At 43.7% G+C, this 24,285-nt stretch carries 15 protein-coding genes and 1 tRNA gene; 6 read left to right on the top strand and 10 right to left on the bottom strand.

Annotated features, from left to right (window positions below; translation table 11 throughout):
* The first annotated feature begins 15 nt into the window (after window positions 1-15).
* Window positions 16-852 carry a hypothetical protein gene (locus ACE38W_RS13055; RefSeq protein WP_375831471.1) on the top strand — a complete coding sequence of 279 codons (837 nt, stop codon included), beginning with the start codon at window positions 16-18 and terminating at the stop codon, window positions 850-852.
* A 74-nt stretch (window positions 853-926) separates the two neighbouring features.
* On the opposite strand, the gene ACE38W_RS13060 is transcribed toward ACE38W_RS13055, so the two are convergent.
* The 7 genes from ACE38W_RS13060 to ACE38W_RS13090 all read right to left on the bottom strand — a co-directional run bounded on the left by ACE38W_RS13060 (window position 927) and on the right by ACE38W_RS13090 (window position 6,822).
* Window positions 927-2,036 carry an agmatine/peptidylarginine deiminase gene (locus ACE38W_RS13060; protein ID WP_375831473.1) on the bottom strand — a complete coding sequence of 370 codons (1,110 nt, stop codon included), beginning with the start codon at window positions 2,034-2,036 and terminating at the stop codon, window positions 927-929.
* Window positions 2,037-2,125: 89 nt separating this feature from the next.
* Window positions 2,126-2,962, bottom strand: coding sequence for a GyrI-like domain-containing protein (locus ACE38W_RS13065; protein WP_375831475.1), 837 nt, complete (start codon window positions 2,960-2,962; stop codon window positions 2,126-2,128).
* Between the two features lie 300 nt (window positions 2,963-3,262).
* Window positions 3,263-4,324 carry a ribosome small subunit-dependent GTPase A gene (gene rsgA, locus ACE38W_RS13070; protein WP_375831477.1) on the bottom strand — a complete coding sequence of 354 codons (1,062 nt, stop codon included), beginning with the start codon at window positions 4,322-4,324 and terminating at the stop codon, window positions 3,263-3,265.
* A gap of 559 nt (window positions 4,325-4,883) precedes the next feature.
* Window positions 4,884-5,192 carry an RNA recognition motif domain-containing protein gene (locus ACE38W_RS13075; protein ID WP_375831479.1) on the bottom strand — a complete coding sequence of 103 codons (309 nt, stop codon included), beginning with the start codon at window positions 5,190-5,192 and terminating at the stop codon, window positions 4,884-4,886.
* 344 nt (window positions 5,193-5,536) lie between these two features.
* A tRNA-Leu gene (locus ACE38W_RS13080) sits at window positions 5,537-5,620 on the bottom strand.
* A gap of 128 nt (window positions 5,621-5,748) precedes the next feature.
* Entirely contained in the window at window positions 5,749-6,246 is a 498-nt protein-coding gene (locus tag ACE38W_RS13085) for a DinB family protein (RefSeq protein ID WP_375831481.1), read from the bottom strand.
* A gap of 162 nt (window positions 6,247-6,408) precedes the next feature.
* Window positions 6,409-6,822, bottom strand: coding sequence for a carbohydrate-binding protein (locus ACE38W_RS13090; RefSeq protein ID WP_375831483.1), 414 nt, complete (start codon window positions 6,820-6,822; stop codon window positions 6,409-6,411).
* A 176-nt stretch (window positions 6,823-6,998) separates the two neighbouring features.
* Between ACE38W_RS13090 and ACE38W_RS13095 the strand changes: the two genes are divergently transcribed.
* From ACE38W_RS13095 to ACE38W_RS13110, 4 genes are all read left to right on the top strand, one after another.
* Entirely contained in the window at window positions 6,999-7,616 is a 618-nt protein-coding gene (locus tag ACE38W_RS13095; protein WP_375831485.1) for a TetR/AcrR family transcriptional regulator, read from the top strand.
* Between the two features lie 100 nt (window positions 7,617-7,716).
* Window positions 7,717-8,793 (top strand): hypothetical protein, encoded by a 1,077-nt coding sequence (locus ACE38W_RS13100; protein ID WP_375831486.1) that lies wholly within the window; start codon window positions 7,717-7,719, stop codon window positions 8,791-8,793.
* Between the two features lie 99 nt (window positions 8,794-8,892).
* Complete coding sequence (locus tag ACE38W_RS13105; RefSeq protein WP_375831488.1) at window positions 8,893-9,708, top strand: universal stress protein; 816 nt, start codon at window positions 8,893-8,895, stop codon at window positions 9,706-9,708.
* Between the two features lie 94 nt (window positions 9,709-9,802).
* A complete protein-coding gene (locus ACE38W_RS13110; protein WP_375831489.1) occupies window positions 9,803-10,606 on the top strand; it encodes a class I SAM-dependent methyltransferase in 804 nt (267 codons plus the stop codon).
* 54 nt (window positions 10,607-10,660) lie between these two features.
* Here ACE38W_RS13110 and ACE38W_RS13115 read toward each other — a convergent pair whose 3' ends face one another.
* Window positions 10,661-12,166 carry a sialate O-acetylesterase gene (locus ACE38W_RS13115; protein ID WP_375831490.1) on the bottom strand — a complete coding sequence of 502 codons (1,506 nt, stop codon included), beginning with the start codon at window positions 12,164-12,166 and terminating at the stop codon, window positions 10,661-10,663.
* 188 nt (window positions 12,167-12,354) lie between these two features.
* Between ACE38W_RS13115 and ACE38W_RS13120 the strand changes: the two genes are divergently transcribed.
* Window positions 12,355-13,071 (top strand): J domain-containing protein, encoded by a 717-nt coding sequence (locus tag ACE38W_RS13120; RefSeq protein ID WP_375831492.1) that lies wholly within the window; start codon window positions 12,355-12,357, stop codon window positions 13,069-13,071.
* A 30-nt stretch (window positions 13,072-13,101) separates the two neighbouring features.
* Here ACE38W_RS13120 and ACE38W_RS13125 read toward each other — a convergent pair whose 3' ends face one another.
* Together ACE38W_RS13125 and ACE38W_RS13130 are read right to left on the bottom strand one after the other, a co-directional pair.
* The gene (locus ACE38W_RS13125) at window positions 13,102-14,028 is read right to left on the bottom strand and encodes a PorP/SprF family type IX secretion system membrane protein (RefSeq protein ID WP_375831494.1); all 927 of its coding nucleotides are present in this window, start codon (window positions 14,026-14,028) and stop codon (window positions 13,102-13,104) included.
* A gap of 27 nt (window positions 14,029-14,055) precedes the next feature.
* Window positions 14,056-24,285, bottom strand: a complete 10,230-nt coding sequence (locus tag ACE38W_RS13130) for an Ig-like domain-containing protein (RefSeq protein ID WP_375831495.1) — start codon at window positions 24,283-24,285, stop codon at window positions 14,056-14,058.

The following is a 24,285-nucleotide window of genomic DNA, read 5'->3' on the forward strand; positions in this document are numbered from 1 at the left end:
AATAATTGTTAGCAGATGAACGTAGAAAAAGCCAATACATTCACACCTTCTATAAAAGATATCCTAAGTATAATTGTAGTTTTGCCAACGATTTTTGGTGGAATATGGCAACTCTTAGAACTTATTTGTATTAACCCTGCCTATATTCGATTCTTCTCTGTAACGCAGCTGGTTCCTGATGGGCTACTTATTCTGTCTATCATACTGTCAGGAGGGTTGATGTATTTGATAGTCATTGTTCTTCCTCAACGGCTTGCCCGGTTACCTTTTAAACAGGATGAAAAGCTGAAGGAGAGCTATTCCTATGATGATGATAATCAGATAGCGAATGCGGAATTTAAACTCGATAAAAAAGAGATGCTTACGGCGGTTACATTTTTTTCTGCTGCCATAGTCGTGTATTCACATAGTCTATGGGTTCGTGTGCTTCAACTAGTGATAACGCGCAAAAAAATCAGTATGCCAGAAATCCTGGAGCTCACAATAACACTTCCCTTCATACTGCTATTGCTCAAATTAATTTACAAAAACGTAAAAGCATATTTACCTGATGCCATTAAATTGATTCTCCAACTAATAGCCTTCCTATCTTTAGGCGGCTTTCTACTTGTGATCGGATTTAGTGTGATAGTGTTTCATAATTCATTTTCCCTTCCTGGCAATTTCAAAAATCTCGGTAACATAATGAATAAAGAGCAGGTTACATCTATACCAAATTCCACCTCGGAAATCATCTACTTTAATGATAAATATATTTTCATTAAAATAAAATATACAACAGGCATTGATTCAATTGAAGTGAAGAAGTTTGATGAGTTTTTGGAGGATGATAAGCGTAATAAAGATATTTGAAGGACCTAAGCTTAATTAACTGACCAATCCAAAAGAACAAACGGCTATTTGTTCTTTTGGATAAATGCAGCTATTTAGCGTGGTTGTTGTTGAGTGACGCAATGGACCATTCCTCCATTGGCAAACAAGTTGCGGCAGTCGATGCCGATTACTTTTTTATCAGGATATAATCTTTGAATAATACCTGTTGCTACTGCGTCATTGGGATCACTATAAATTGGCACCAATACACTATTATTACTGATATAGTAGTTGATATAGGATGCCTTTCCAAGGTTTTTCCCGTAAGTGGTTACGACATCATTTTGCGTGAGTGGCACATAAACAAATTTATAAGGCTGCGATGCTTTATTAGCGGCAGCATATAATGTACTTATATCTCCTTGCGGTACTTGCCAGTAAAGCAGGTCCTCATTATTCATTGTAATGATGGTGGAAGGGTTGGCAAATCGTGCGAAGCCGTCGATATGCATATCGGTAATATCAAGTCCTGCTTGTCCTTCCAGCCAAATGAAATTAGTGACACCCAGATATTTGGAAAATATTTCTTCTGCTTGTTGCTGTGTCATTCCAGGATTTCTGTTATTGTTTAAAACAGAACTTTTGCAGGCCATTAAGGTTCCTTTGCCATCAATTTCGACACTACCACCTTCATTTATCATTACACCATTCAGGTCGATAGCCTTGATACCCTGATCAGCAGCGATCTTTGAAGGTATAGCATTACAATTGCCAAATGCGGCCTTTCGTCCCCAGCCATTAAATCCCCAGTCTTCAATCAACAATTTGCCTGTCTTATCTTTTACGAAGATGGGGCCATTATCCCTCGCCCAGACATCATCTGTAGGATAAATCTTGAAATCGACGTTATTGAGTGGCACTACTGCTGTTTCCAATAAGGAAGTGATCCGATCTTTCTCTGTTTCGTCATACGCAATGATATGCACCTTTTCTCCTGGTACCAGTGCACTCGTCATGGCTATCCATGTAGCGTCCAGGCGATTTCGGTATTTGACACCGTATTGGTATTGGTGAGGCCACTGAAGCCAGGTACCTTCATGAGGACCAGACTCTTCTGGCATTGAATATATAATAGCAGTATCAGGTAGCACTGGTGTTGGATCCTTTATCTCTTTATTGCAGGATAATAGCATTGCAGGCAATAACAGCAGTGGATTTTCCATTTTAAACATGATTTATATGTTTGCTTCGTTTTGTAATACAGCAAAACTAGGCGAACCTATATGGTGAATGTTGTCCGAAATTGACAATCTTATTTGATCGGTAGCAATATATCTGTCAATTGTTCTGTTACATTATCTGTGTTATCTGGGTGTTTTAGATATCTTTCTATAACAGGCGTATGGCTAAACTCCAGTTCTGATTCCAATATCCATCCAGCATATATACTTTTATATGTCTCTTCTATAGTATCGTATGCCCCTTTATGTGTAAACCGTGCATAACGGCCCCCCAATATCATTTTGGAAGAGAGTTCCTTATCCAGTGCCTGCGTGGAAGAGCAGGCGTCATACTTGCAGTCCAGCTTCTCACGAATCAATGGCTCATCAGCTATCACCCCAAAGTAAACAGTGTCAGGACCTGTAAATTTATTACGCATAAACCGCTCCCATAAATGCTCTATTTCAGTATTATCGTAAGAGATAAAAGCACTTTCATAATAAACACGAACAGCAGGCAGGTAAATGATTTCAGGTTTTATTATAACAGCAGATTCAATTGGGGTGATATCAGCGTCTCTGAATAATAGCGGTTTGTTTGCCTTTGCTTCTTTGGGAGAGCAATTGAATTGTTGTTTAAAGGCTTTGGAAAATGAAGCCAGGTTGGCAAATCCTACTTTGAGGGCAATAGAAGTAATGTTTTCTTTGGTATACAACATTAATTTATACGCATTTTCTACTTTCAGTCTTTTCTGGTAGGCACCAATAGTTTCCCCACAGGTATACTTGAAAATCCGTTGTATATTTCTATAGGAGTAATGCGAAATATTTTCCAGGGCGGCTATTGAAATGGGCTGGTCGTAGTTTTGTTCTATAAAATGGAGAATATCATAAACACAGTGTAGATTTGATGAGCTATCCTCTTTCATTTGCTTGTCCTTTAGCTATTACAAATTTCGAGAAATAATGTAATATAGAAAAGGGGGAAATGAGCAGATGATCAATACTCCTAACTTATTTTAGGATTAAAAAATTCATTAGTACTTTCTTTTAGGGAATAGAGCATCCTTTTCCAAAAGTCATTTTTAAAGCAGCCAATCCTTGTGTAGCAGCCACAGCATGCATCGCAGGCTATACCTGTTCTTTTTCCAGGTGGAGATTCAAGTGCTGTTTCTCCTTGAATAGAATAGCGGCCTATAAACTTACAGGCCGCTTTACTTTCATTTTTCTCAATACTTGCTGTCTTTGCGATGCTTGAATATCTGTTTAGCTATTTTAGAGAAATGCCTTTCATTTCGTCTTTTATCAGCCTCGCTGGTTTGGAAATGGTATTGCTCGCGCAATAATTTCAGGTAGCTGCGATATACCGGTTCAGGCAATGCACCATTGCGGACAGCTGCTATGATGGCGCACCCTGGCTCGTGTTGATGGGTACAATCGCCAAACCGGCATTGAGGCGCTAGTTCATCTATCAGTGGGTGATGTATGCCTATAGTTCCGTTTTCTTCTGTAACGCCGAACTCGCGCATTCCCGGTGTATCGATGATCATGCTGCCATTAGGGAGCAGTACAAGCTGTCTGGCAGTGGTGGTATGCTTTCCTTTGTTGTTGGCTGTGCTGGTAGCGCTTTCCTCCTGTAACTTATAGCCCAGCAAATTATTAAGCAATGTACTTTTTCCAACGCCTGATGATCCCAGTAGTATGTAAGTATGCCCTGGTAGGAGGTATTGACGCGTCCATTCTTCTTGTTGCACCAGGTTCAACGCGCTGTTGAGTATCACTGGGCAGTTGTATCCCAACTCCTTTACTGCTTGCCGGTAGTTTTCCGGATTGGGTACGAGGTCAGCTTTATTAAGCATGACGATGGGCAGTATGTTGCACTGGATTACCTGCTGCAGGTAACGTTGTAAGCGCATTATGTTGTAATTATTATCGAGTCCCTGCACAATAAATGCCGCATCGATGTTGGTAGCAAGCACCTGGCGGGTACTTTGGGTACCTGGCGCTTTTCTGCTTAATTCGTTGATGCGTGGCAGTGTATCGATGATGATACCTTCTTCATCATAACGTTTCACCAGTACCCAATCGCCTGTTTTGGGATAGGCTTCCGGTTCGTGGCTGTTCATCAATGCGCTGGCGAGTTGCGCTTCCAGGTTGCCTGCTTCAGTGATTAGCAGATGTTTAAATCCTTGTATGGACAGCACTCTGGCTGCTTCGAGGTCCTGGGATTTGTTAGTTTTGAAATGACGCATAAAATGCTCATTCCAACCGTACAACTGTAGTGTAGGCATGGTATAACAATTCTGTCTTGCGTATGCGGAGGGGCATAGCAATTCTGTATCAATAAATTAATTGAAAACTTTCAACGCAGGTAGCCGGGAGTATAAAAGCGAAAATGCTATTTGGGCCTGCGTTAGGCAACAATGATCGGCAGGAGATGATATGTTGAGTGGCGTGTCATAGAGTGTAAAGATAGGAAAAAATGGGGCACATAAAAAGGACCACTTAGGAATTCATCCTGAGTGGTCCTTTTTATGTGCCCCTTAATGGAACAATATCGAACCAAATAGTAGTTCATATTTGTTTCTTAGCAATTCTTCCAATGGCATATGTTGACCCAATGCCCTGGCAATGTTTGTAATACTAATGGATTGTAAGCGAAAAATCACCCACACCAACAGTCATCCAACCCATTGCGATTGACGGTATCGGTTTCTTCACACCTTATGCCTGATTTGACGATGCAAAAAGTCAATAGAAGTATAATGACTGCACAAGAACTAATCTTAAGTTCAGTGTGTGCAAAGCACATTATTTCGAAATCCATCGACGTTTTAAGGCATCCAACTATTAGTATCTGGGTCTAAATCCTGGCCTTGGACCGGATCTGGAGAAACGATTATTATCTGGTCTTTCAGGTTTTGGACGTGCCTCATACACTACTATTGTTTGACCAGCAACTACTGAATTATTCAATTCCTTAATCGCCTGTACTGCATTGGAATCGTCTGGCATTTCAACAAATGCAAAGCCTTTAGAACGGCCACTGTACTTATCATAAGCCACATTAATACTATATACAACTCCATATGGGTCAAATAAAGACCATATCTCATCTTCAGTTGTTCTGTCACTGATATTACCTACAAAAATATTCACAATATAAATTTACTTAAATATACATAATACTAAAAAAACAAGACTTAGTAAGAAACAAGCGCCCTAAACTAAATTAAAGAAGCCACATGTAACCTTGTTAAAGGTAGATTAATAAATTGGGTATTATAGGAATAATTTATAAGGAATATTAAAAGTGCTAAAAGCTTTAGGTTCCTGCGACGCTAACGCGCTGTGGACTATTATTGAAGAATATTAAGTCATTCGATGGTAAAAGACTATAGGAAAGGCTGGGTATATAACATTTTGGACGACTACGCCAGTAAAGGATTTGGAAGTATTTAAAAAAGAAAAGGCCGGAATTTCTTCCGACCTTTTCTTTTTAGTGCCCAGAACTGGATTCGAACCAGCACACCCTTGCAGGCGCTGCGACCTGAACACAGTGCGTCTACCAATTTCGCCATCTGGGCAACTGATTTTGTGTTTCAGGGCTGCAAAGATAAGGATACAAATTAATTCACCAAATCTTTTTAAAACAAAATTTCAGCCACCTGGTTGCAAGTGGCTGAAATCGAGAAGTTAAGCGTAAGCCCAATGCTTAGCGTTCGTAGAATGCAGGTGGCTTGATACCCAACGCCCTCAGGTATACATAACCCTGACCACGGTGGTGAATTTCATTGTCAACGAAATACTGCAGGATAAAAACAACCGGACCTTCATAGAAACCCCATGAATTGTCCACCGCACGAAGACGCTCTGGTGTTAATGCCGGCCATTCTGCATTCAGTTTTTCTGTCAGCTCATCCCAATATGCCAGCAAGCCAGCTTTGGTTTTGATCTCCTCAATTTCCTTGTGCTTAGCCTCAAAATCATTCCATTTGCCATATGCCATACCATCAATACCAGTGGTAATAGCAGCCATCTCAGCTACCAGCGTTGCAAACGTGCGCATGCCGCCAATTGAAAACTCAAATAATTCTTTTTCAGGAAACGCCTCAATCACCCGACGGGTTAACCTGCGATGACCTTGCCAATGTTCCAGTAGTTCTTCAGAAGTAATAATAGCAGGTGCCGCGTTTAACGTTGTTGTAGACATAATAATAAGGTTTTGCGTTTGAATGTTGATAACAATACAAAATTCTACCGGCCAAGTGACAACAGTATGTCAGTAGCCTTTCTAAATTTCTAACTTTTTTTATAAAAATATTTATCCCAACAGCAAATACTCACTGCCGGCAAGGTCATCGTCTCCGAAAAACTAATAATTAAAAATAAAAGAGAAAGAAGTAATACTAAACTGTGAGCCCCCTTTGGCCACCAAAAATAAATCATGAACCCCCTCCGCATGACGCAGGTTCCCCGTTAATTTCAACGCATACGTTGTATCACCCGTATACGGTATATCTAATGTACCAATGATCTTGCTCTTCTTGCCCTTAGGCATGTCTATCCTAAACTCCAACTTCGTGCCCTTGTCCTTCGTCATCTTGTTCACTTCCACCTTAAAGCCTATCTCCCCCAAACTTAGATTCACCTGCGCAAACCCTAGCACACTCCCATTCTTCATCGTGAACTCCGTCTCATATTTTTTTGCTGACGCAGGGTTGGGACCACTCTGGCCACAAACAGTATACGCCGATAAACAAAAAAATAATACCAGGATTGATCTCATAGGATATGGGTAAAAAAATCACAATTGCCAACGCTCACCAATTCACTAAAACCCGTTACGAGGTAAATTAATGAATAAACGCCATAAAATTAAGGAATTATGTATAAATATATCAAAATAATAACATACAATTTGGTATTAGTAAAAAATAGTACATTCGTCCTAAGCATATCATCATGACAACTAAAGAAAAAATACTGGCCGCTGCACTCGAACAATACAACGCAAAAGGAACAGATGTTATTACGATAAGACACATCGCCAAAGAGATTGGCATCAGTCACGGTAATCTGCAATACCATTACAAAAACACGGAAGAGCTCATACTCGCTCTCTTCACACAACTCTCCGCTGAAATGGATCTGCTGATGACCAGCGTCGTCGCAACACCAGCGGCCCCCAGCTTCCATAACTTCCGCGACAACATCCAGAAAGCCTTTACTATCTTCTATAAATACAGATTTATATTCCTACACTTCGTAGCCATCGTACAACGCGTGCCTGAAATAAAAACACGTTACAACAGCATGGACGATTTCCGCGAACAACAGTTCAGTCAAATGTTTGCCCACTACCGCGAACTGGGCATCTTTAGAAATGACATCCCCGCGCAAATCTGGAAAGAACTGATCACACTACTTTATATCACCTCCGACTTCTGGCTCCCCCATAACGAGATCAAACTCGGCCTCAAAGACCAGGCAGCCGTTCAACATTATGTACAACTGATCAGCAACATGTTTTACCCTTACCTGACAGAAAAAGGCATCATTACCTGGCGTGAGGAAAAATAATATACTCACACCTGATAATTATCAAGATCCCACATGATCATCCTCATTTTCGGTGAACTTTACAAGGCCTAGCTTTGTTAAACCACCAAAAGAGAAATCTATGCAAGATCAAGATGTTATTCAAATGAGTCAGTATCGTGGTGCGCCAGCAGTAACGGTTTTAGTTTCAACTCACAGAACATTTCCCGATAACAAGCAGGATAGTATCAACCTGAAAAACCTGGTAACTACAGCCGAAAAACAACTATACGAGCTGTATGACAAACGTGAGGTTTGGCCTGTACTGGAAAAAATTAAAGAACTGGAAAATAATGTAGACCATCGCTATAACCTCGACAGCCTGGTGTTATATGCTTCCGAGAATTTCAGTAAACTCTATAACCTGCCCGTAGCCAGCACGGATCGTATCATCATCGGCAAACGCTTTGAGATACGACCGCTACTGAAAACTTTGCAGCAAGTAGTTCACTACTATGTAATAAGCGTGTCCCGGCAGAAAATAAGACTGCTCGAAGCCACAAATGATTCATTGGTGAAAGAAGTAGTTAATGATGATTTTCCATTTGAAAACACAAATTATTATACTACAGACCCCATGAAACTTAAGCATGATGCTGTAGTGGATGATCTGATCAAAGAATACTTCAACGTGGCAGATAAACGATTCAAACAATATTACCACGAACAACCACTCCCGGTAATTCTCATGGGTGATACCAAAATGCTTTCCTACTATCAGGAACAGATGGATATCAAAAATACTGTGATCGCCACCGTACCTGGTAGTTACGACGATACGCCTGATCACGAAATCCCTCGTATCCTCGCTCCTGTTGTCAAGGAAGTACTGGCCAAACGCCAGGAAGTAGCATTGGCTGATATCAGAACAGCCCTCTCTCAACAAAGACTACTTGTAGATCTTGGCGATATTTTTCGTGCAGCCGTTGACGGTAGTGCCGACACCCTGTATGTAGAAAGCAATTACTTCCAGCCAGGAACCATCCATGATGGCATCATCACAATACATCCAGAAGGTGAAGCCGACAGCGGCGACCTCTCCTACGATGTATTACTGCCCATCATTGAAATCATACTTTCCAAAGGCGGTAAAGTATTGTTCATGGAGCCAGGCACACTCAACGAATTCCAGGGAATCGCCTTGTCTACACGCTTCTAGCAAGCTCTTTACATATTAATCTCATACAATCAGTCATACTTCACAGGCGCCTGCATCACTCGTTGCAGGCGCCCTGTTTTATCCAAACCTAACCCGGCTATGGTGAAAATTCTTGTTACTACCGACTTCTCCGATACAGCAAAAAATGCGGTGCGCTACGCAATAGCCTTCTCCGCTCAATTTGATGAAACAGAAATTACGTTGTACCACTCCTACAGCGTTCTTCATCTTTCCGGTATCCCCATGCCTGTACTTCCGGAAGATACGCCCGCATTCCGCCGTAGCGTAATGGATGAAATGGAAAAACTCGTGGAGGCTATGTCCGATATAACGCCAGCGACTACACGCATTAGCTGTGAAACAGATGTGCTCCCACTGGTAGAAGGCATGCAGGAAATTATTGATGTACGCGGCATAGACCTCGTGATAATGGGCATCACCGGAAAAGGTGCATTAGGAAAGACGCTCATCGGCAGCAATACCCTCGCCGCCACTAATCATATATCCATTCCCGTTATCATCGTTCCTGGAGATGCCACCTATATTGCTGTAGATAAAATCCTCTTTGCCTATAACCGCGAACAGCCGCTGTTATCCAGTCAGAGCTTACATATACACAAACTGATAACCCAGCTGTCCACTCACCTGGAAGTATTATATATAGGAGATGATGAACCAGCTGCTGCCGTCAAACAAGAACTACAACGCTTGTTGCAGCTAAACGACATTTCTTATCATAGCATCCAGCAAAAAAGAACTGCCAAAGAAATACTTCAGTTTGCTGAAACTGCTAATGCCAGACTGATATTAGCCCTGCCTGGAAAGTATGGATTCATGGAGGACCTATTTCATAAAAGCGTTACCAAAGAATTAGCCTACGGTACTAAAATCCCACTGGTAGTCATCGGACAATAATTCCTTACAAATCTTCTTTCTTTTTAATTATTTTCAGGGGCTGATTTCTTCAGCTCCACGTATCTATTTTGTCCGGTTTAAAAACTATTTTTCTATGTCAAACGAGGCGGTTAAACGCGCTGAAATGCCCAGTGGCACTGCGGTATTACTTGAAGAAAGAAGTATCGAAAACTCCAACCATAATTTACTGGCAGTACTAAAACCCGGCCAAACCGTGCTGGATGTTGGCGGCGGCTCCGGCGCCATCACACAAGGCATCACAAAATATCTAGGGGAAACAGGGAAAGTATATGGTATCGACAGCAGCGAAGAATTAATCAATATCGCCCGCAGTAAATATGGCCACATTCCTAATCTGGAATTTATTCACGGCGACATCATGACCTACGAAACGTCGCTACGCTTTGATATTATTACAGCGGCCAGAACGCTGCAGTGGCTCACGAATCCGGCTGCGGTCATTGCCAGATTACGCCAACTGCTCAAACCTGGTGGCATGCTATGTATACTCGATTACAACCACACCAAGGCCTCCTGGGAGCCACAGCCACCACAAAGTATGGTTTATTTCTATGATAAATTCCTGCAATGGCGTCAGGATGTTGGCATGGATAATGAAATTGCCGATCATCTCCCCGAACTCCTCTCCCAACAAGGATTTTCTGACATCGTTATTACAGATGAATCTGAAAAAGGTATTCATACTGATCCTGGATTTCAGGGCCATGCAAACATCTGGTCAATGGTGGCAAAGCTCAGAGGCAAACAGCTGGTGGCAGATAAATATATTACGGAAGAAGAAAGACTACTGGCAATAGCCGAATATGAAGCCTGGGTAGCTGTTACGGCTCGCAGCCATACGATGTACCTGAGAGGCGTTCATGGGGTATTAAAATAATTAAGCAACGACAAAAGAATCGGCGTCCCTTTCAGTAAGGGACGCCGATTTTTTTTATTCTACATCTGTTCTAAAAGGAGAAGCAGGCAGGCCTGCACTATTGTAAAAGTTGTCATGAGGAATATCTGTCCATCCGAAACGCACTGCCACCGGGTTTTTCACACCTTTGGCACTCACTAACAATTTATTGCCGCTAATTTTAGCCTGTGCAGCTACAAATACCTTGTCGGCGTCAGCAATCGTGAAACCTGTGAGTGGGCCACCTTTCGCGACCAACGACTTACCTGTATGGCTAAACGAAATTATTGCCTGATTGCCATTGAAAACAGCTGATTCGTATACTGGACCGGAGTACTCCAGTTTTTCTTTATAGACCATTGCCCTGGCAGCCAATGCCAGTCGCGCTCCTACCAGCTGTTTGTTGCCAGGATGCAGATTAAAGGTAGAATCAATTCCATCGGTAGTAACTACCATAGCGGTATGAGGTACGCGTTTCCAGGTAAGGAACTGTGCTTCCCGGATTTCAGGGCCTTTGCCTTTGTTAGGCGCTATCTGTACAAAAAGGAAAGGAATATCTTGATGCCAGGTATCTCTCCAATTTTCTATAAGAGCAGGAAACAGCGTCTGGTACTGCTTTGCACGATCGCTATTAGATTCTCCCTGATACCATATCACACCGGTAATGGGAAAATTACGCAATGGATAAATCATCGCATTATATAGTCCGCCGCAATTACGTTTGAGTAACTTCAGCTGATTATAGGACTTCTGACTGGCTGTATCCGTAGTCCCTGCCGCGTTGGCGGCTTTGAGCGCATCCTGTAGGTTGTTGATTTTCTCTTCAAAGCCCTGCATAGACTTTTCATACGCTGTCACTAATGATTGCAGCTCAGGATTGGCTGCCATCACGGATTTATCCAGCCAGAATTCCGCCGGTGTTCCACCCCAGCAGGAATGTATCAGGCCCAGTGGCACATTTATCGCAGGCTGTAAATCTCTCCCGAAAAAATAACCAGCAGCAGAAAAGGCGCTGACATGCGCGCTGTCACACAACGACCAGGCGGCATTCACTTCTTCCTGTGGTGTCAGCGCGCCTTCTTTAGCAGGCACCTTAAACAACCGTATTTGCGGATGCGTTGCATTCGCAAGTTCCTGCTCATAATTATCTACATTGGGCTGGTTCTTATGTGGTCCTACTTCTTTATCCATATTGGATTGTCCACTGCATAGCCATACATCCCCTACCAGTATATCCGTTACCGTTACGGTGCCATCCCCGCTAGCGATGAGCGTATAAGGCCCGCCAGCCTTTAGGGGCTGCAGCTTCACCATCCAACGGCCGTCTTTTGCGATGGTGCTTACCTGCTGACCATTAAAAGAAACGGTGATGGTTTTCCCATCTGCAGCTGTGCCCCACACCGGCACCACCGTATTACGCTGTAATACTGCATGATCCGTGAATAAATTGCCCAGCCTGATATCAGCAACAGCCGCATGGCAAGCTAATACGACCGGGATACCCAAGAGGCCGATTTTTTTTACCGAAGAAATAAATGACATGGTATAAGTGGAATTTGTCAAGAGAAATTTAATTCTGACTAACAAGATAGAAAAAGCGATATTAGATAAGCTGGAATATTTAATTAACTTATCCAGATGAGATAAATTTGTTGTAGTAATAGTAGTATATTGACATAGTACTAGCTTATTTTAGCATAAGCAGCTAACTTCAGCTATCCTTAATATCCATGATGAACTATTATTCCATATTGGAACTTCCTTATTTCGCCAGTAGCGAAGATGTAAAAAAAGCCCATCGTAGGCTTTCCAAGAAGTATCATCCCGATCTTAACGCAGGTAGCATCACGGCTGAAGAGAAATTCAAACAGGTGCAGCATGCATATGAGCAGCTGAATAACCCCGACAGGAAAGCCTATTATGATGAGTTACTCCGATTAAATCTTTACAAATCTCAGTATACGCAGTCGGAAACCCACTATCAGCGTACGGAGCAACATAACACACAGCAACACACGCAACAGGAATATTATCGCTCGGAAACCCATTATCAGGGACCCGTTCACGATAAATATGATATGGAAGACCTTCCACCGGATACAAAAAAAGACGTGATCGTAAAAGTGGCTATCATAGGAGCCTTCATGTTGATAATTGCGCTGGGAGCTATTTTTGGTAAGCGTGAGCCATCTCCGCACTTCTACATAAATAAAGATAAACAAGAAGTTTATGATCCCAGCAATGATCCCATCATGAATGAATTGGGCATCAGTAACCAGTCTTCAAAAGCAGCAGTAAGAGAGAAGCTGGGCAAGCCTGATGCTATCTATGAAGCATCGAAGGGCATGGAGTTATGGGCCTATCCTGGCTATCTGTTATTCTTTCAGGACGGCAAAGTAGTTACTGCTACCAAAATAGAAAAAGCTCCTGCAGATTCTATGAAATAGACGCAGGAGCCTTCGTTATTGTTGCTTTAATTATTTAAAGAGATTCACCGTTAATCCTACTTCATAAGTACCATCGGTATAATTTTTCAGTCCAGTAGTTTGTGTATTGTAAAACGCGTTCAGTCGAACGGTATTCAGTATATACACCCCTGCCCCAAAGGCGAAGCTACCCGTTGTATGGTACAGCGCTGTCAGGTTGGCTACATTATGCAGAAATCCAACATTAACCCCCAGGTCTACGATATCATCATAACCTTTGATGGTACGATAGCATGCCTTAGGTTCTACAGAGCTGACAGCCCCATCTAAATCGAATTTATACGACAGTGCGGAGAAAAATATCGTTCCTCCATCTACCCCAGGATAGCTGTTACCAGAGAAGGTGGCGCGGATGTTGGGCAAGGAAGCCTGTGCCGTCCAGTGGTTATTGGTATAGGCCATACCAAAATCTGCCTCAAAATAATCATCACGGCGGTTAAACGCTGCAGCAGCGGGATCGCTGGGATCTCCATTGATTTTGGAATAATCGAGGCGCTGGAAGTTCAGTGCCAGCGACAAACCGAAGTTCAACCTTGCGCCGTTATCATTTAAAGGAAGATGATAAGCGTAAGTACCTGCCACCCTTGTTCTGGTCAACAGGCCAGCTTCATCACTGAAGATATTTAAACCAGCTCCTACCCTGCTTCCTACATAGCCGTCGGCAGAGAAGAATTTGGTTTTAGGCGCGCCATCGATGCCATTGATCTGGCCTCTGTAGGCAGCGTTGAAATGCCATCCGGTATCGATACCTGCCATCGCGGGGTTGGCCAGGTATTGGTTCTGGTAAAAAGAAGTTGCGGATGGATCCAGCAAAGCAGCGGTTTTACTGAGTGACTGGCTGTATCCTTTAAAGGATACAGCGCAGCACATAACAGTAATCATAAATTTTCCTGCTTTCGAATATAATGAACAGCTCATAGTATTTGTTTATTAGGCTGTGAGCAATTATCTGATAATAGTGATAAATCCTTTCGTTGTTTTCGCTCCGTTCTGAATAGTAAGGATATAGTAATAGGTTCCTTCCGACAGTGGACTACCGTCGACGGTACCATCCCAATCGTTACTATAGTTTTTGCGTTGGTATACCAGTCGGCCTGCGCGATCATAAATCTTCACTTCATTATCCGGATAACTGTCGAGATTTTTAATTACCCATTTATCATTGACACCATCACCATTAGGCGTAACGATGTTGTTAGCATCTACTTTGAAGTCGGTGTTGGCAGCAACAGATATACTTGCTGATGAACTACAGCCGTAGATATTGGTAGCGGTTACTGTGTAGACAGTGTTGGCTTTTACCCTGGCGTGCAGCGTTGCCGTCTGCTGGCCGGATATAATGCCATCTACCATATCCCAAACATAAGTATCACCACCGGTAGCGGTCAGTATGATGTTATCTCCTTTAGATACGGAAGTACCTTTATCTGAAGTGATGGTTACTACAGGCGTAGGATTTACTGTGATGGTAAACATACGTTGCAGCGTATCTACTCCATGGTTGATGGTACCGCCATTATCTTTTATTGTAACAGTCACATGTGCTACACCAGTAGATCCGGCAGTTTTCAGCTTAAAGGTCAGTATTCCATCATGTGTAACGGATAATACATCGAATAAAGGCTGATCTGTGCTGATGCTAACGGCGTATGTCTGATCTGTTTCTACCGCTGATAAATTGGTCAGCTGTATGATGTGGGCTGTCAGGTCAGCACATATTGCCTGGTCCTTGATTGGGTCCATGGTTGGTGCTTGATTGACGAACAGTGATCCTACATTGATGGTAATATTTGCAGGCAGACTTGTATTCAGTCCGTCGCTAACCGTTACCTGGAGCGTTACTGTTGTTGCAGCTACCAGTTTCAATTGAGCGATGTTATTCACGGTGATCTTTCCGTTGGCATCTATTACGAAGGCACCGCCAGTAGGGTCATTGGAGATGGTCCAGTTTTGGATCACACCGGAAGCATCCGAAGCAGCGACAGTACCTACAAGGGTATTGAGCGGTGCATCCCCACTAACATTGAATGTTGCCGCCGTAACAACAGGTGCGGTAGCATCATAGGTGAAGCTGATCGTGTTGCTTGCCTGGTTTTTATTACCAGCTACGTTGGTCGCTACATTAGCCGGAACATTTACCGTTACTGTACCATCTGCTGTTGGCGTGATGATAGCGTTGTAAGTGATGTTATCGGTAGTAGTCAGATTAGCAGCTGTTCCATTGGTTACCGTGATACCAGAGAGTGTAAATCCTGTCATTGCCTCACTGAAGGTAAAGGTTACATTCACCGGTGTATTGACTCTTGCTGCAGCAGTGGTAGCCACTACTACGGTTGGATGTACCGTATTTACGATCACATTTGGTGAAGCTGGTATCACTGGGAATGTCAGTACAGCATTGTTGCCTGCGGCGTCTTTTATGGTGCCGCCACCCAGGTTAATGCTTGCTGAAGTAGCGTCTAAGGTGCCGTTATCTCCTGCTTTTACGGTGTAAGTGAACACCAGGTCTTGTGTACCGCTTGCATACTGTGCTGTTACACCAGTGCTGCCAATTTTGAAGTTCAGTACAGGCGTGCCAGTGATTATTACCGGTTCGCTCATATGTACGGTGAACTGCAGCACAGTGCCTTCAGTATAGTAGCTCGCCGGCGGTAATGTCACACTGCTTACTGTTGGTGCAGTACCATCGAAGGTAAATGCCAGCGTGTTGGAAGCACTATTACCATTATTACCAATATTCACCGCTGCGTTGGCAGGCAATACTACTGAAACAGCACCATCAGCTACCGGTGTAACCGTGATCGTGTAGGTAATATTATCGGTGGTGGCAAGATTTGCAGCAGTGCCATTGGCTACGGTGAACTTAGCTGCTGTGAGGCCCGTTACCGCTTCAGAGAAGGTAGCGGTGATCACGATAGGCTGATTAGTCAGTGCCGGTGATGCGGAAGTTAATACCACCGTTGGGTGGCCGGTATTTACTTTTACATTCGGCATAGCCGTAAACTTACTGTTGTCAATGATAGCCGGATTGCCTGCTATATCTGTAATGGTGGCAGCGCTGAGGTCGAGACCTGCATATTCGATACCATTCATATCCATGTCACCATTTACGATATTGTATTCAAAGTGCAGGGTATTTCCTCCTGTCAGCGTACCTGTCATCACTTTAACTGCACCACCAATATTAATGGAGAGTTTAGGCGTACCCGTTACTGTAATTGGTTCGGAGAAGACCACATCGAATTTCAATGTAGGTAAGCTGTTGGTATTATATACACCGTCAGCAGGGTTGGTTACCGTACTGATTACCGGATTGATACCATCTACATTCACACCTGTTAATGTACCAATATTATTCAATGTCAGGTCTGCCACATTGGTAGCTGCATCGGTAACAGCGGTTACATTCTGGATGGTGTTTTTAGAGATGGTAATACCATTATTATCCAGATCACCGGTTTGTACGGTATAACTGAATGTATAAGCGTTGGTACCACTACCACCTGAATACGTAGCATGTTGTACAGTGCTGCCGATAGTCAGTTCCAGGTATGGAACAGTAGGATCCAGCGTTACTACCTTAGACCAGTTCACTACAAAGGTGAGTACATCACCGATTTTGTAGGTACCTGGTGCTGGTACCGTTACGCTGTTCACTACCGGAATGGTACCGTCGTAAGTAACCGTGAGCGGCGTAGCGGCTGTATTTCCATTGTTGCCAATGTTTACTGCTGCATTTGCTGGGAGGGCGACTGTTACGGTACCGTTAGCCGTTGGCGTTACTGTAAAGGTATAAACGATATTATCACTGGTAGTTAAGGCACTTACTGTACCGTTTGTGATAACAAAGCTACCTGCTGTAAGGCCAGTAACTGCTTCTGAGAAGGTAGCGGTTACGGTAAACGGTTTGTTGATCAGTGAACCAACTGTTTTAGTCAAGACTACAGTTGGATGGTTGGTGTTCACCAGCACATTAGGCATGGCGGTAAACTTGCTATTATCGATGGTGGCTGGGTTGCCGGCGATATCGGTAATAGTAGCGGCGCTAAGGTCTAGGCCTGCGTATTCGATACCGTCCATATCCATGTCACCGTCTACCACGTTGTATTCAAAGTGCAGCGTATTGCCACCTGTCAGGGTGCCCGTCATCACTTTAACAGCTCCACCAATATTAATGGAGAGTTTAGGCGTACCCGTTACCGTAATCGGTTCAGAGAAGACTACATCAAATTTCAATGTAGGCTTAGTCGTAGTATTATATACCCCATCAGCAGGATTAGTTACAGTGCTGATGAATGGTTTAACTCCATCAACATTTACACCGGTCAATACACCGACACTGTTCAGTGTCAGGTCTGCTACGTTGGTAGCAGCGTCAGTGATGGAAGTTACATTTTGGATCGTGTTTTTGGAGATGGTAATACCATTGTTATCCAGATCACCGGTTTGTACGGTATAGCTAAACGTATAGGCGTTAGTACCACTACCACCTGTATACGTAGCATGTTGTACGGTGCTGCCGATGGTCAGTTCCAGGTATGGTGTTGTGGTTGGATCCAGCGTTACTACCTTAGACCAGTTCACTACGAAGGTCAGCACATCGCCGATTTTGTAGGTACCTGGTGCTGGTACGGTTACGCTGTTCACTACCGGAATGGTACCGTCGTAAGTAACCGTGAGCGGCGTAGCGGCTGTATTTCCATTGTTGCCAATGTTTACTGCTGCATTTGCTGGGAGGGCGACTGTTACGGTACCGTTAGCCGTTGGCGTTACTGTAAAGGTATAAACGATATTATCACTGGTAGTTAAGGCACTTACTGTACCATTTGTGATAACAAAGCTACCTGCTGTAAGGCCAGTAACTGCTTCTGAGAAGGTAGCGGTTACAGTAAACGGTTTGTTGATCAGTGAACCAACTGTTTTAGTCAAGACTACAGTTGGATGGTTGGTGTTTACCAGCACATTAGGCATGGCGGTAAACTTGCTATTATCGATGGTGGCTGGGTTGCCGGCGATATCGGTAATAGTAGCGGCGCTAAGGTCTAGGCCTGCGTATTCGATACCGTCCATATCCATGTCACCGTCTACCACGTTGTATTCGAAGTGCAGCGTATTGCCACCTGTCAGGGTGCCCGTCATCACTTTAACAGCTCCACCAATATTAATGGAGAGTTTAGGCGTACCCGTTACCGTAATCGGTTCAGAGAAGACTACATCAAATTTCAATGTAGGCTTAGTCGTAGTATTATATACCCCATCAGCAGGATTAGTTACAGTGCTGATGAATGGTTTAACTCCATCAACATTTACACCGGTCAATACACCGACACTGTTCAGTGTCAGGTCTGCTACGTTGGTAGCAGCGTCAGTGATGGAAGTTACATTTTGGATCGTGTTTTTGGAGATGGTAATACCATTATTATCCAGATCACCGGTTTGTACGGTATAGCTAAACGTATAGGCGTTAGTACCACTACCACCTGTATACGTAGCATGTTGTACGGTGCTGCCGATGGTCAGTTCCAGGTATGGTGTTGTGGTTGGATCCAGCGTTACTACCTTAGACCAGTTCACTACGAAGGTCAGCACATCGCCGATTTTGTAGGTACCTGGTGCTGGTACGGTTACGCTGTTCACTACCGGAATGGTACCGTCGTAAGTAACCGTGAGCGGCGTAGCGGCTGTATTTCCATTGTTGCCAATGTTTACTGCTGCATTAGCTGGGAGTGCGACTGTTACGGTACCATTAGCCGTTGGCGTTACTGTAAAGGTATAAACGATATTATCACTGGTAGTTAAGGCACTTACTGTACCATTTGTGATAACAAAGCTACCTGCTGTAAGGCCAGTAACTGCTTCTGAGAAGGTAGCGGTTACAGTAAACGGTTTGTTGATCAGTGAACCAACTGTTTTAGTCAAGACTACAGTTGGATGGTTGGTGTTCACCAGCACATTAGGCATGGCGGTAAACTTGCTATTATCGATGGTGGCTGGGTTGCCGGCGATATCGGTAATAGTAGCGGCGCTAAGGTCTAGGCCTGCGTATTCGATACCGTCCATATCCATGTCACCGTCTACCACGTTGTATTCGAAGTGCAGCGTATTGCCACCTGTCAGGGTGCCCGTCATCACTTTAACAGCTCCACCAATATTAATGGAGAGTTTAGGCGTACCCGTTACCGTAATTGGTTCAGAGAAGACTACATCAAATTTCAATGTAGGCTTAGTCGTAGTATTATATACTCCATCAGCAGGATTGGTTACAGTGCTGATGAATGGTTTAACTCCATCAACTTTAACACCTACCAACTGACCCAAAATACCCAATGTCAGATCAGCTGCATTGGTAGCAGCATCTGTAATGGCTGTGACATTCTGGATTGTATTTTTCGTTATGGTGATACCAGTATTTTCCAGGTCACCTTCCTGTACAGTGTAGGTGAATGTAAACGTATTGGTACCACTGCCACTTACATAGTTAGCATGCACCGTGCTGCTACCAATTGTGAACTCTATATAAGGTGTTGTAGTAGGATCCAGGATGACCACTTTTGAGAATTTCACTGCAAATGTCAGTGGGGCACCGATCTTGTAGGTTCCTACTGTTGGTACGGTCACACTATTTATCACTGGAGGAGTGATATCGTAGTTAACTGTAAGCGTATTCGAAGCAGTATTACCATTGTTGCCGATATTCACTGCAGCATTAGCAGGCAGCGACACCGTTACAGGGCCAGTGACACCTGCCTGTACATCGAAAGTATAAGTGATACCGTCGGTGGTATTGAAATTGCTAAGAACAGGAACGGTATTAAATACAAACTTATTGACAGTCAGGCCTGTTACCACTTCTGAGAAGACAGCAGTAACGGTAAACGGTTTGTTGGTTGGTGAAGGTGCGGTAGTGCTAAGTGTTACAGTTGGATGTGTTGTATTTACCTTCACACCTGGCATAGCGGTAAACTTGCTATTATCAATCGTTGCCGGGTTACCAGCGATATCGGTAATAGTAGCTGCGCTTAAATCAAAGCCTGCATATTCGATACCATCCATATCCTGATCTCCGTTTACGATGTTGTAAACAAATTGCAGGGTGTTTGGTGAATACAAGCTTGTCGTACTCATCGTTTTAACCACTCCACCAATATTAATGGAGAGTTTAGCCGTACCCGTTAATTTAATTGGTTCGGAGAATACCACGAAGAAAGTCATGGCAGGCTTGGTATTGGTATTGTACACCCCATCAGCAGGATTAACTACGGAGGTGATAGTTGGTTTAACGCCATCTACCAGCACGTTAGTTAGAGAACCAACACCGTTGAGTGTCAGGTTCGCATCGTTAGCTGCCGCATCTCTTATTGTGGTCACTCCTTGAATACTGCCGTTAGAAATGGCTATACCATTATTATCCAGATCACCTTCCTGAACGGTATAAGTAAATGTAAGCGCTGTGCTACCACTACCGCTGACATAAGCCGCATGTTGTACAGTGCTGCCAATGGTCAGTTCGAGGTATGGAATAGTAGTGGTGTTTACAGATACCGGTTCGGAGAAGTTAACAGTGAACGTTAATGGTTGACCTATAATATAGGTAGCTGCTATAGGAACACCTACGCTGGTAACTACTGGCGCTATATTATCAAAGTTGAATGCCAGGATGTTGGAAGCGGTGTTTTTATTACCGCTGATGGCTCCTGTCAGCAGGTTTGCCGCAATACTTACCGTACCAGCACCTTGCGCGGTAGGCGTAACCAGTGCTGTATAGGTAATATTATCTGTGGTAGAAACACTGGTTACAGTACCACTGGAAATAGTGAAGTTTCCAGGTACCAGGCTGTTTAATTTTTCAGAAGAAACAATTGTGATTGTAAATGCGTGGTTCACCGGATTAGCATCAGTCATCGAAATAGTCAATGATGGCTGGGTAGTGTTCACATTTACGTTGGCGGTAGAACCTACGCTGTTCAATGTGAGAACAGCATCGTTGGTAGCCGCATCTTTAATTGTACCACCAGCCAGGTTGATGGCTGATCCGAGAACTACGCCGTTCATATCATTGTCTGGCGATACAACGGTGTATTGGAATGTCAGCGCGTTACTACCACTACCACTGATATAGTTGAGTGATCGAACGGTGCTGCCGATGGTCAGATCTATGGTTGGCGTACCTGTTACGGTTACCACTTTAGAGTAATGTACCACAAACGTCATCGTTGGTGTCACCAGGTTGTAGACGCCATCTGCCGGTGGTGTAACGCTGGTTACAACTGGTGGTATGCCATCTACCAATACATTGGCGGTAGACGGTACACCAATGAGGGTAAGGCCTGCATTTTTATTATTAGTGCCGATGATGGTGCCACTATTTAATAAGATAGCACTACCCAATTGCACACCATTCAGGTCCTGATCACCATTAGCAACAGTGTATGTAAATGTAAGTGCAGCAGTTCCGGTACCACCTGCATAGTTCAGATTATACGTAGTAGATCCAACTGTGAGTGGCAGCTGTGGAGTACCTGTAACGTTCACTGTTTTGCTGTAGTTAACAACAAAAGTTAAAACTTTACCGATACCATAAGTACCATTGCCTGGTACCGTCACACTGGTTACTGCGGCAGGTTGATCATCGAAATAAACGGTGATACCGGCAGGAGCGGCAGTGTTAGGGTTATTGGCTACGTTCACAGCAGCATTTGCAGGCACAGTAACCGTTACGTTACCATCTGTAATTGGATGTATGAGTACATCATAACCAATGTTATTGGTAGTCGTAGGTGCGTCTGCGGTAGCATTGGTAAGCGTAAGATCGCTCGCTACAAAGCCTGTGACGGCTTCACTGAACTGTACATGTACGGTGAATGGCGCTGTTACAGTGGCTGGCGCTGTAGTTGATACTGCGACTGTTGGATAAACAGTATTTACTATTTCGCCAGGTTTAGGCAAAGTAGTTCCTGCTGGTGGAACATAAGCATTACCAGCAAGATCTTTAACAGTTGATCCACCGGTGAGTAATACCGGCAAGCCGTAGACCACAGTGCCATTATCACCATTGACAATATTATATTGGAAGGTCAATGTATTCGTCCCAGAACCACTTACATAGTTCAGTGTTTTAGTAACACCGCCAATGGTTGCCGTAATGGTAGGTGTGTTTGTCACGTTTACTGCTTCTGAGAACTGTATTTGTACCTGGAGACTTGTGTTTGGACCTACCACATTGTAGTAGCCATCAGCAGGTGGTGTTACAGTTGCAATTGTTGGAGCAGTGCGATCTATCGTCCAGCTGTAGGTCGTAGGATCAGAAACGTTTCCGGCCTTATCCGTTGCCTTGATGGTGATTTTATGCGGACCATCTGCGAGTACGCCGGTAGGATACGTAAGCGTAGTACCGAAGACGGTAGTATATTGAACATATGCCCCGTTATCAAAGGATACCTGGAAGGTGCTTGCATCGCCCCCACCAGATCCTACTGTGGCAATGATATTTCCGAAGTTATTGTTATTGGTAAATACCGGAGGTACCGAAGTGAATGTAATTTTCGGTTTCGTAGTATCCCATACGATATTTTGTGCTGCGGTAGTTTGTATATTTCCCACAGCGTCAATGAATCGCATCGCCACCGTTTGCGTAACACCTTCCGTTGCAGCCAGCGTATAAACTTTCGAATTGGCGATTGTTTCCGGTGTGGAATATGCGCCTCCACTCAGCGAAAATGCCATGGTAGCGGCATCAGATGGTGTAATATTGATTGTTGGATTTACAACGCTCGTATAGCCGGTACCGTTACCAATTGTAAAGGAGCCACTAGGCGGAGTTCTATCAATCGTATAAGGTACGTTTACAGCACCCTGATTGACGATCAACCTATCCATTGTGCCTCCTGAAACCAGTTTAAGGTCAATGGTACCTGTACCTGTTCCTGTGCTCAGTGTCACTGTATAGGTAGTAGAATTGAGCGCTGTAACAGCGGTAACGGCGGGTGTTCCGCCAAGACCGGTAACCGCCAACGCGAAGTTTGCGGTTGTAACATTATTAACCCCCTGGTCAAACACAACCTGGTACTGGACCGTACCTGTTGTATTAGTAGGGTTGGTCGATAAACGAGAAACCGTTCCAGTTACACCAGCAGAATATTTTACGATTCTACCGAAGTTGCTATTTTTATAGGCATTGTTAAACCCATCTGTTACATATAAATCTTTATGGGAGTCCATTGCGATTCCCCATGCGAAGCCAAACTGTCCATCACTGGCTATACCGGTACCAGCTTCAAAGCTGTTAGTGGAGCTTGGATTAGGTCCGAAATACTCCACCACATGCATAGTAGATCCCGACTTCATTGCCGTTGTAAATACATTGCCGCTGGCATCCACCATCAAGCCGAGGTCGCCGGTTTTGGTGGAAATAACAGTTGGAGTTGAACTACCAGCAGGATATTTATATACATAATCTGTGGCAGTACCATCGCCAAAACCGGTTACATATATATTATTACTTGCGTCTACTGCCAATCCCCATGGATAGGTATTATTGACAGTACCTCCACTGGTGGTACGATCGATAGAAAAGGTACCTTGTTGCACGCCTGCACTGCTTTCAGCGCCGGCTGTATATTTCATTACTTTATACTTTTCCGGGCTGGTGGTGAGGGTCTCTATCGTATAAAGATTATCACTGGCATCCAGTGCCAGTGCTGTAAAAACGGTGCCCGTTCTTACTACAGTTTTTGTATAATTATTACCGCCTGTGGGCGTCAGTTTATCAATCTGATAAGTATAGCTAAGGCCATTTGAAGTCAATGGCTCTATAAAAAAGACATTGCCGGTGGAAGAAACCACCAAACTTCTTGGAAACTGGAAGCTACCAAATCCGAGACCGGAGCAGATAGCAACACTACCCGCTGCGGTACTTGTAGTAGCTTTTCGGATCTCATAACCAGTATTATTGGTTGTAGTCCCACTATAATCCGCAAAATAGACATTGTCGCTCTTATCTATTGCAATTGCTGAGGCATAACCATGACTACCTCCAATAGAAGGAGGTGCACCTTTACCATTCAGCCATACGGTAGGGGTAGAATTATAGGCTTGTCCAAAAACCTGGGGAACTAACGATGAGGCTCCGAGGAATAGTACTAGAAATGTTAGTAACCTGGAGTAAAAATTTTTCAT

Source organism: Chitinophaga sp. Hz27 (assembly GCF_042263525.1).
In the GTDB taxonomy this organism is placed as follows: Bacteria; Bacteroidota; Bacteroidia; order Chitinophagales; family Chitinophagaceae; genus Chitinophaga.

Coding starts and splice junctions, on each gene's coding strand:
- ACE38W_RS13055 (WP_375831471.1), top strand. CDS start 16: ATGAACGTAGAAAAAGCCAATACATTCACACCTTCTATAAAAGATATC.
- ACE38W_RS13060 (WP_375831473.1), bottom strand. CDS start 2,036: ATGGAAAATCCACTGCTGTTATTGCCTGCAATGCTATTATCCTGCAAT.
- ACE38W_RS13065 (WP_375831475.1), bottom strand. CDS start 2,962: ATGAAAGAGGATAGCTCATCAAATCTACACTGTGTTTATGATATTCTC.
- rsgA (WP_375831477.1), bottom strand. CDS start 4,324: ATGCCTACACTACAGTTGTACGGTTGGAATGAGCATTTTATGCGTCAT.
- ACE38W_RS13085 (WP_375831481.1), bottom strand. CDS start 6,246: ATGTCTACAACAACGTTAAACGCGGCACCTGCTATTATTACTTCTGAA.
- ACE38W_RS13090 (WP_375831483.1), bottom strand. CDS start 6,822: ATGAGATCAATCCTGGTATTATTTTTTTGTTTATCGGCGTATACTGTT.
- ACE38W_RS13095 (WP_375831485.1), top strand. CDS start 6,999: ATGACAACTAAAGAAAAAATACTGGCCGCTGCACTCGAACAATACAAC.
- ACE38W_RS13100 (WP_375831486.1), top strand. CDS start 7,717: ATGCAAGATCAAGATGTTATTCAAATGAGTCAGTATCGTGGTGCGCCA.
- ACE38W_RS13105 (WP_375831488.1), top strand. CDS start 8,893: ATGGTGAAAATTCTTGTTACTACCGACTTCTCCGATACAGCAAAAAAT.
- ACE38W_RS13110 (WP_375831489.1), top strand. CDS start 9,803: ATGTCAAACGAGGCGGTTAAACGCGCTGAAATGCCCAGTGGCACTGCG.
- ACE38W_RS13115 (WP_375831490.1), bottom strand. CDS start 12,166: ATGTCATTTATTTCTTCGGTAAAAAAAATCGGCCTCTTGGGTATCCCG.
- ACE38W_RS13120 (WP_375831492.1), top strand. CDS start 12,355: ATGATGAACTATTATTCCATATTGGAACTTCCTTATTTCGCCAGTAGC.
- ACE38W_RS13125 (WP_375831494.1), bottom strand. CDS start 14,028: ATGAGCTGTTCATTATATTCGAAAGCAGGAAAATTTATGATTACTGTT.
- ACE38W_RS13130 (WP_375831495.1), bottom strand. CDS start 24,285: ATGAAAAATTTTTACTCCAGGTTACTAACATTTCTAGTACTATTCCTC.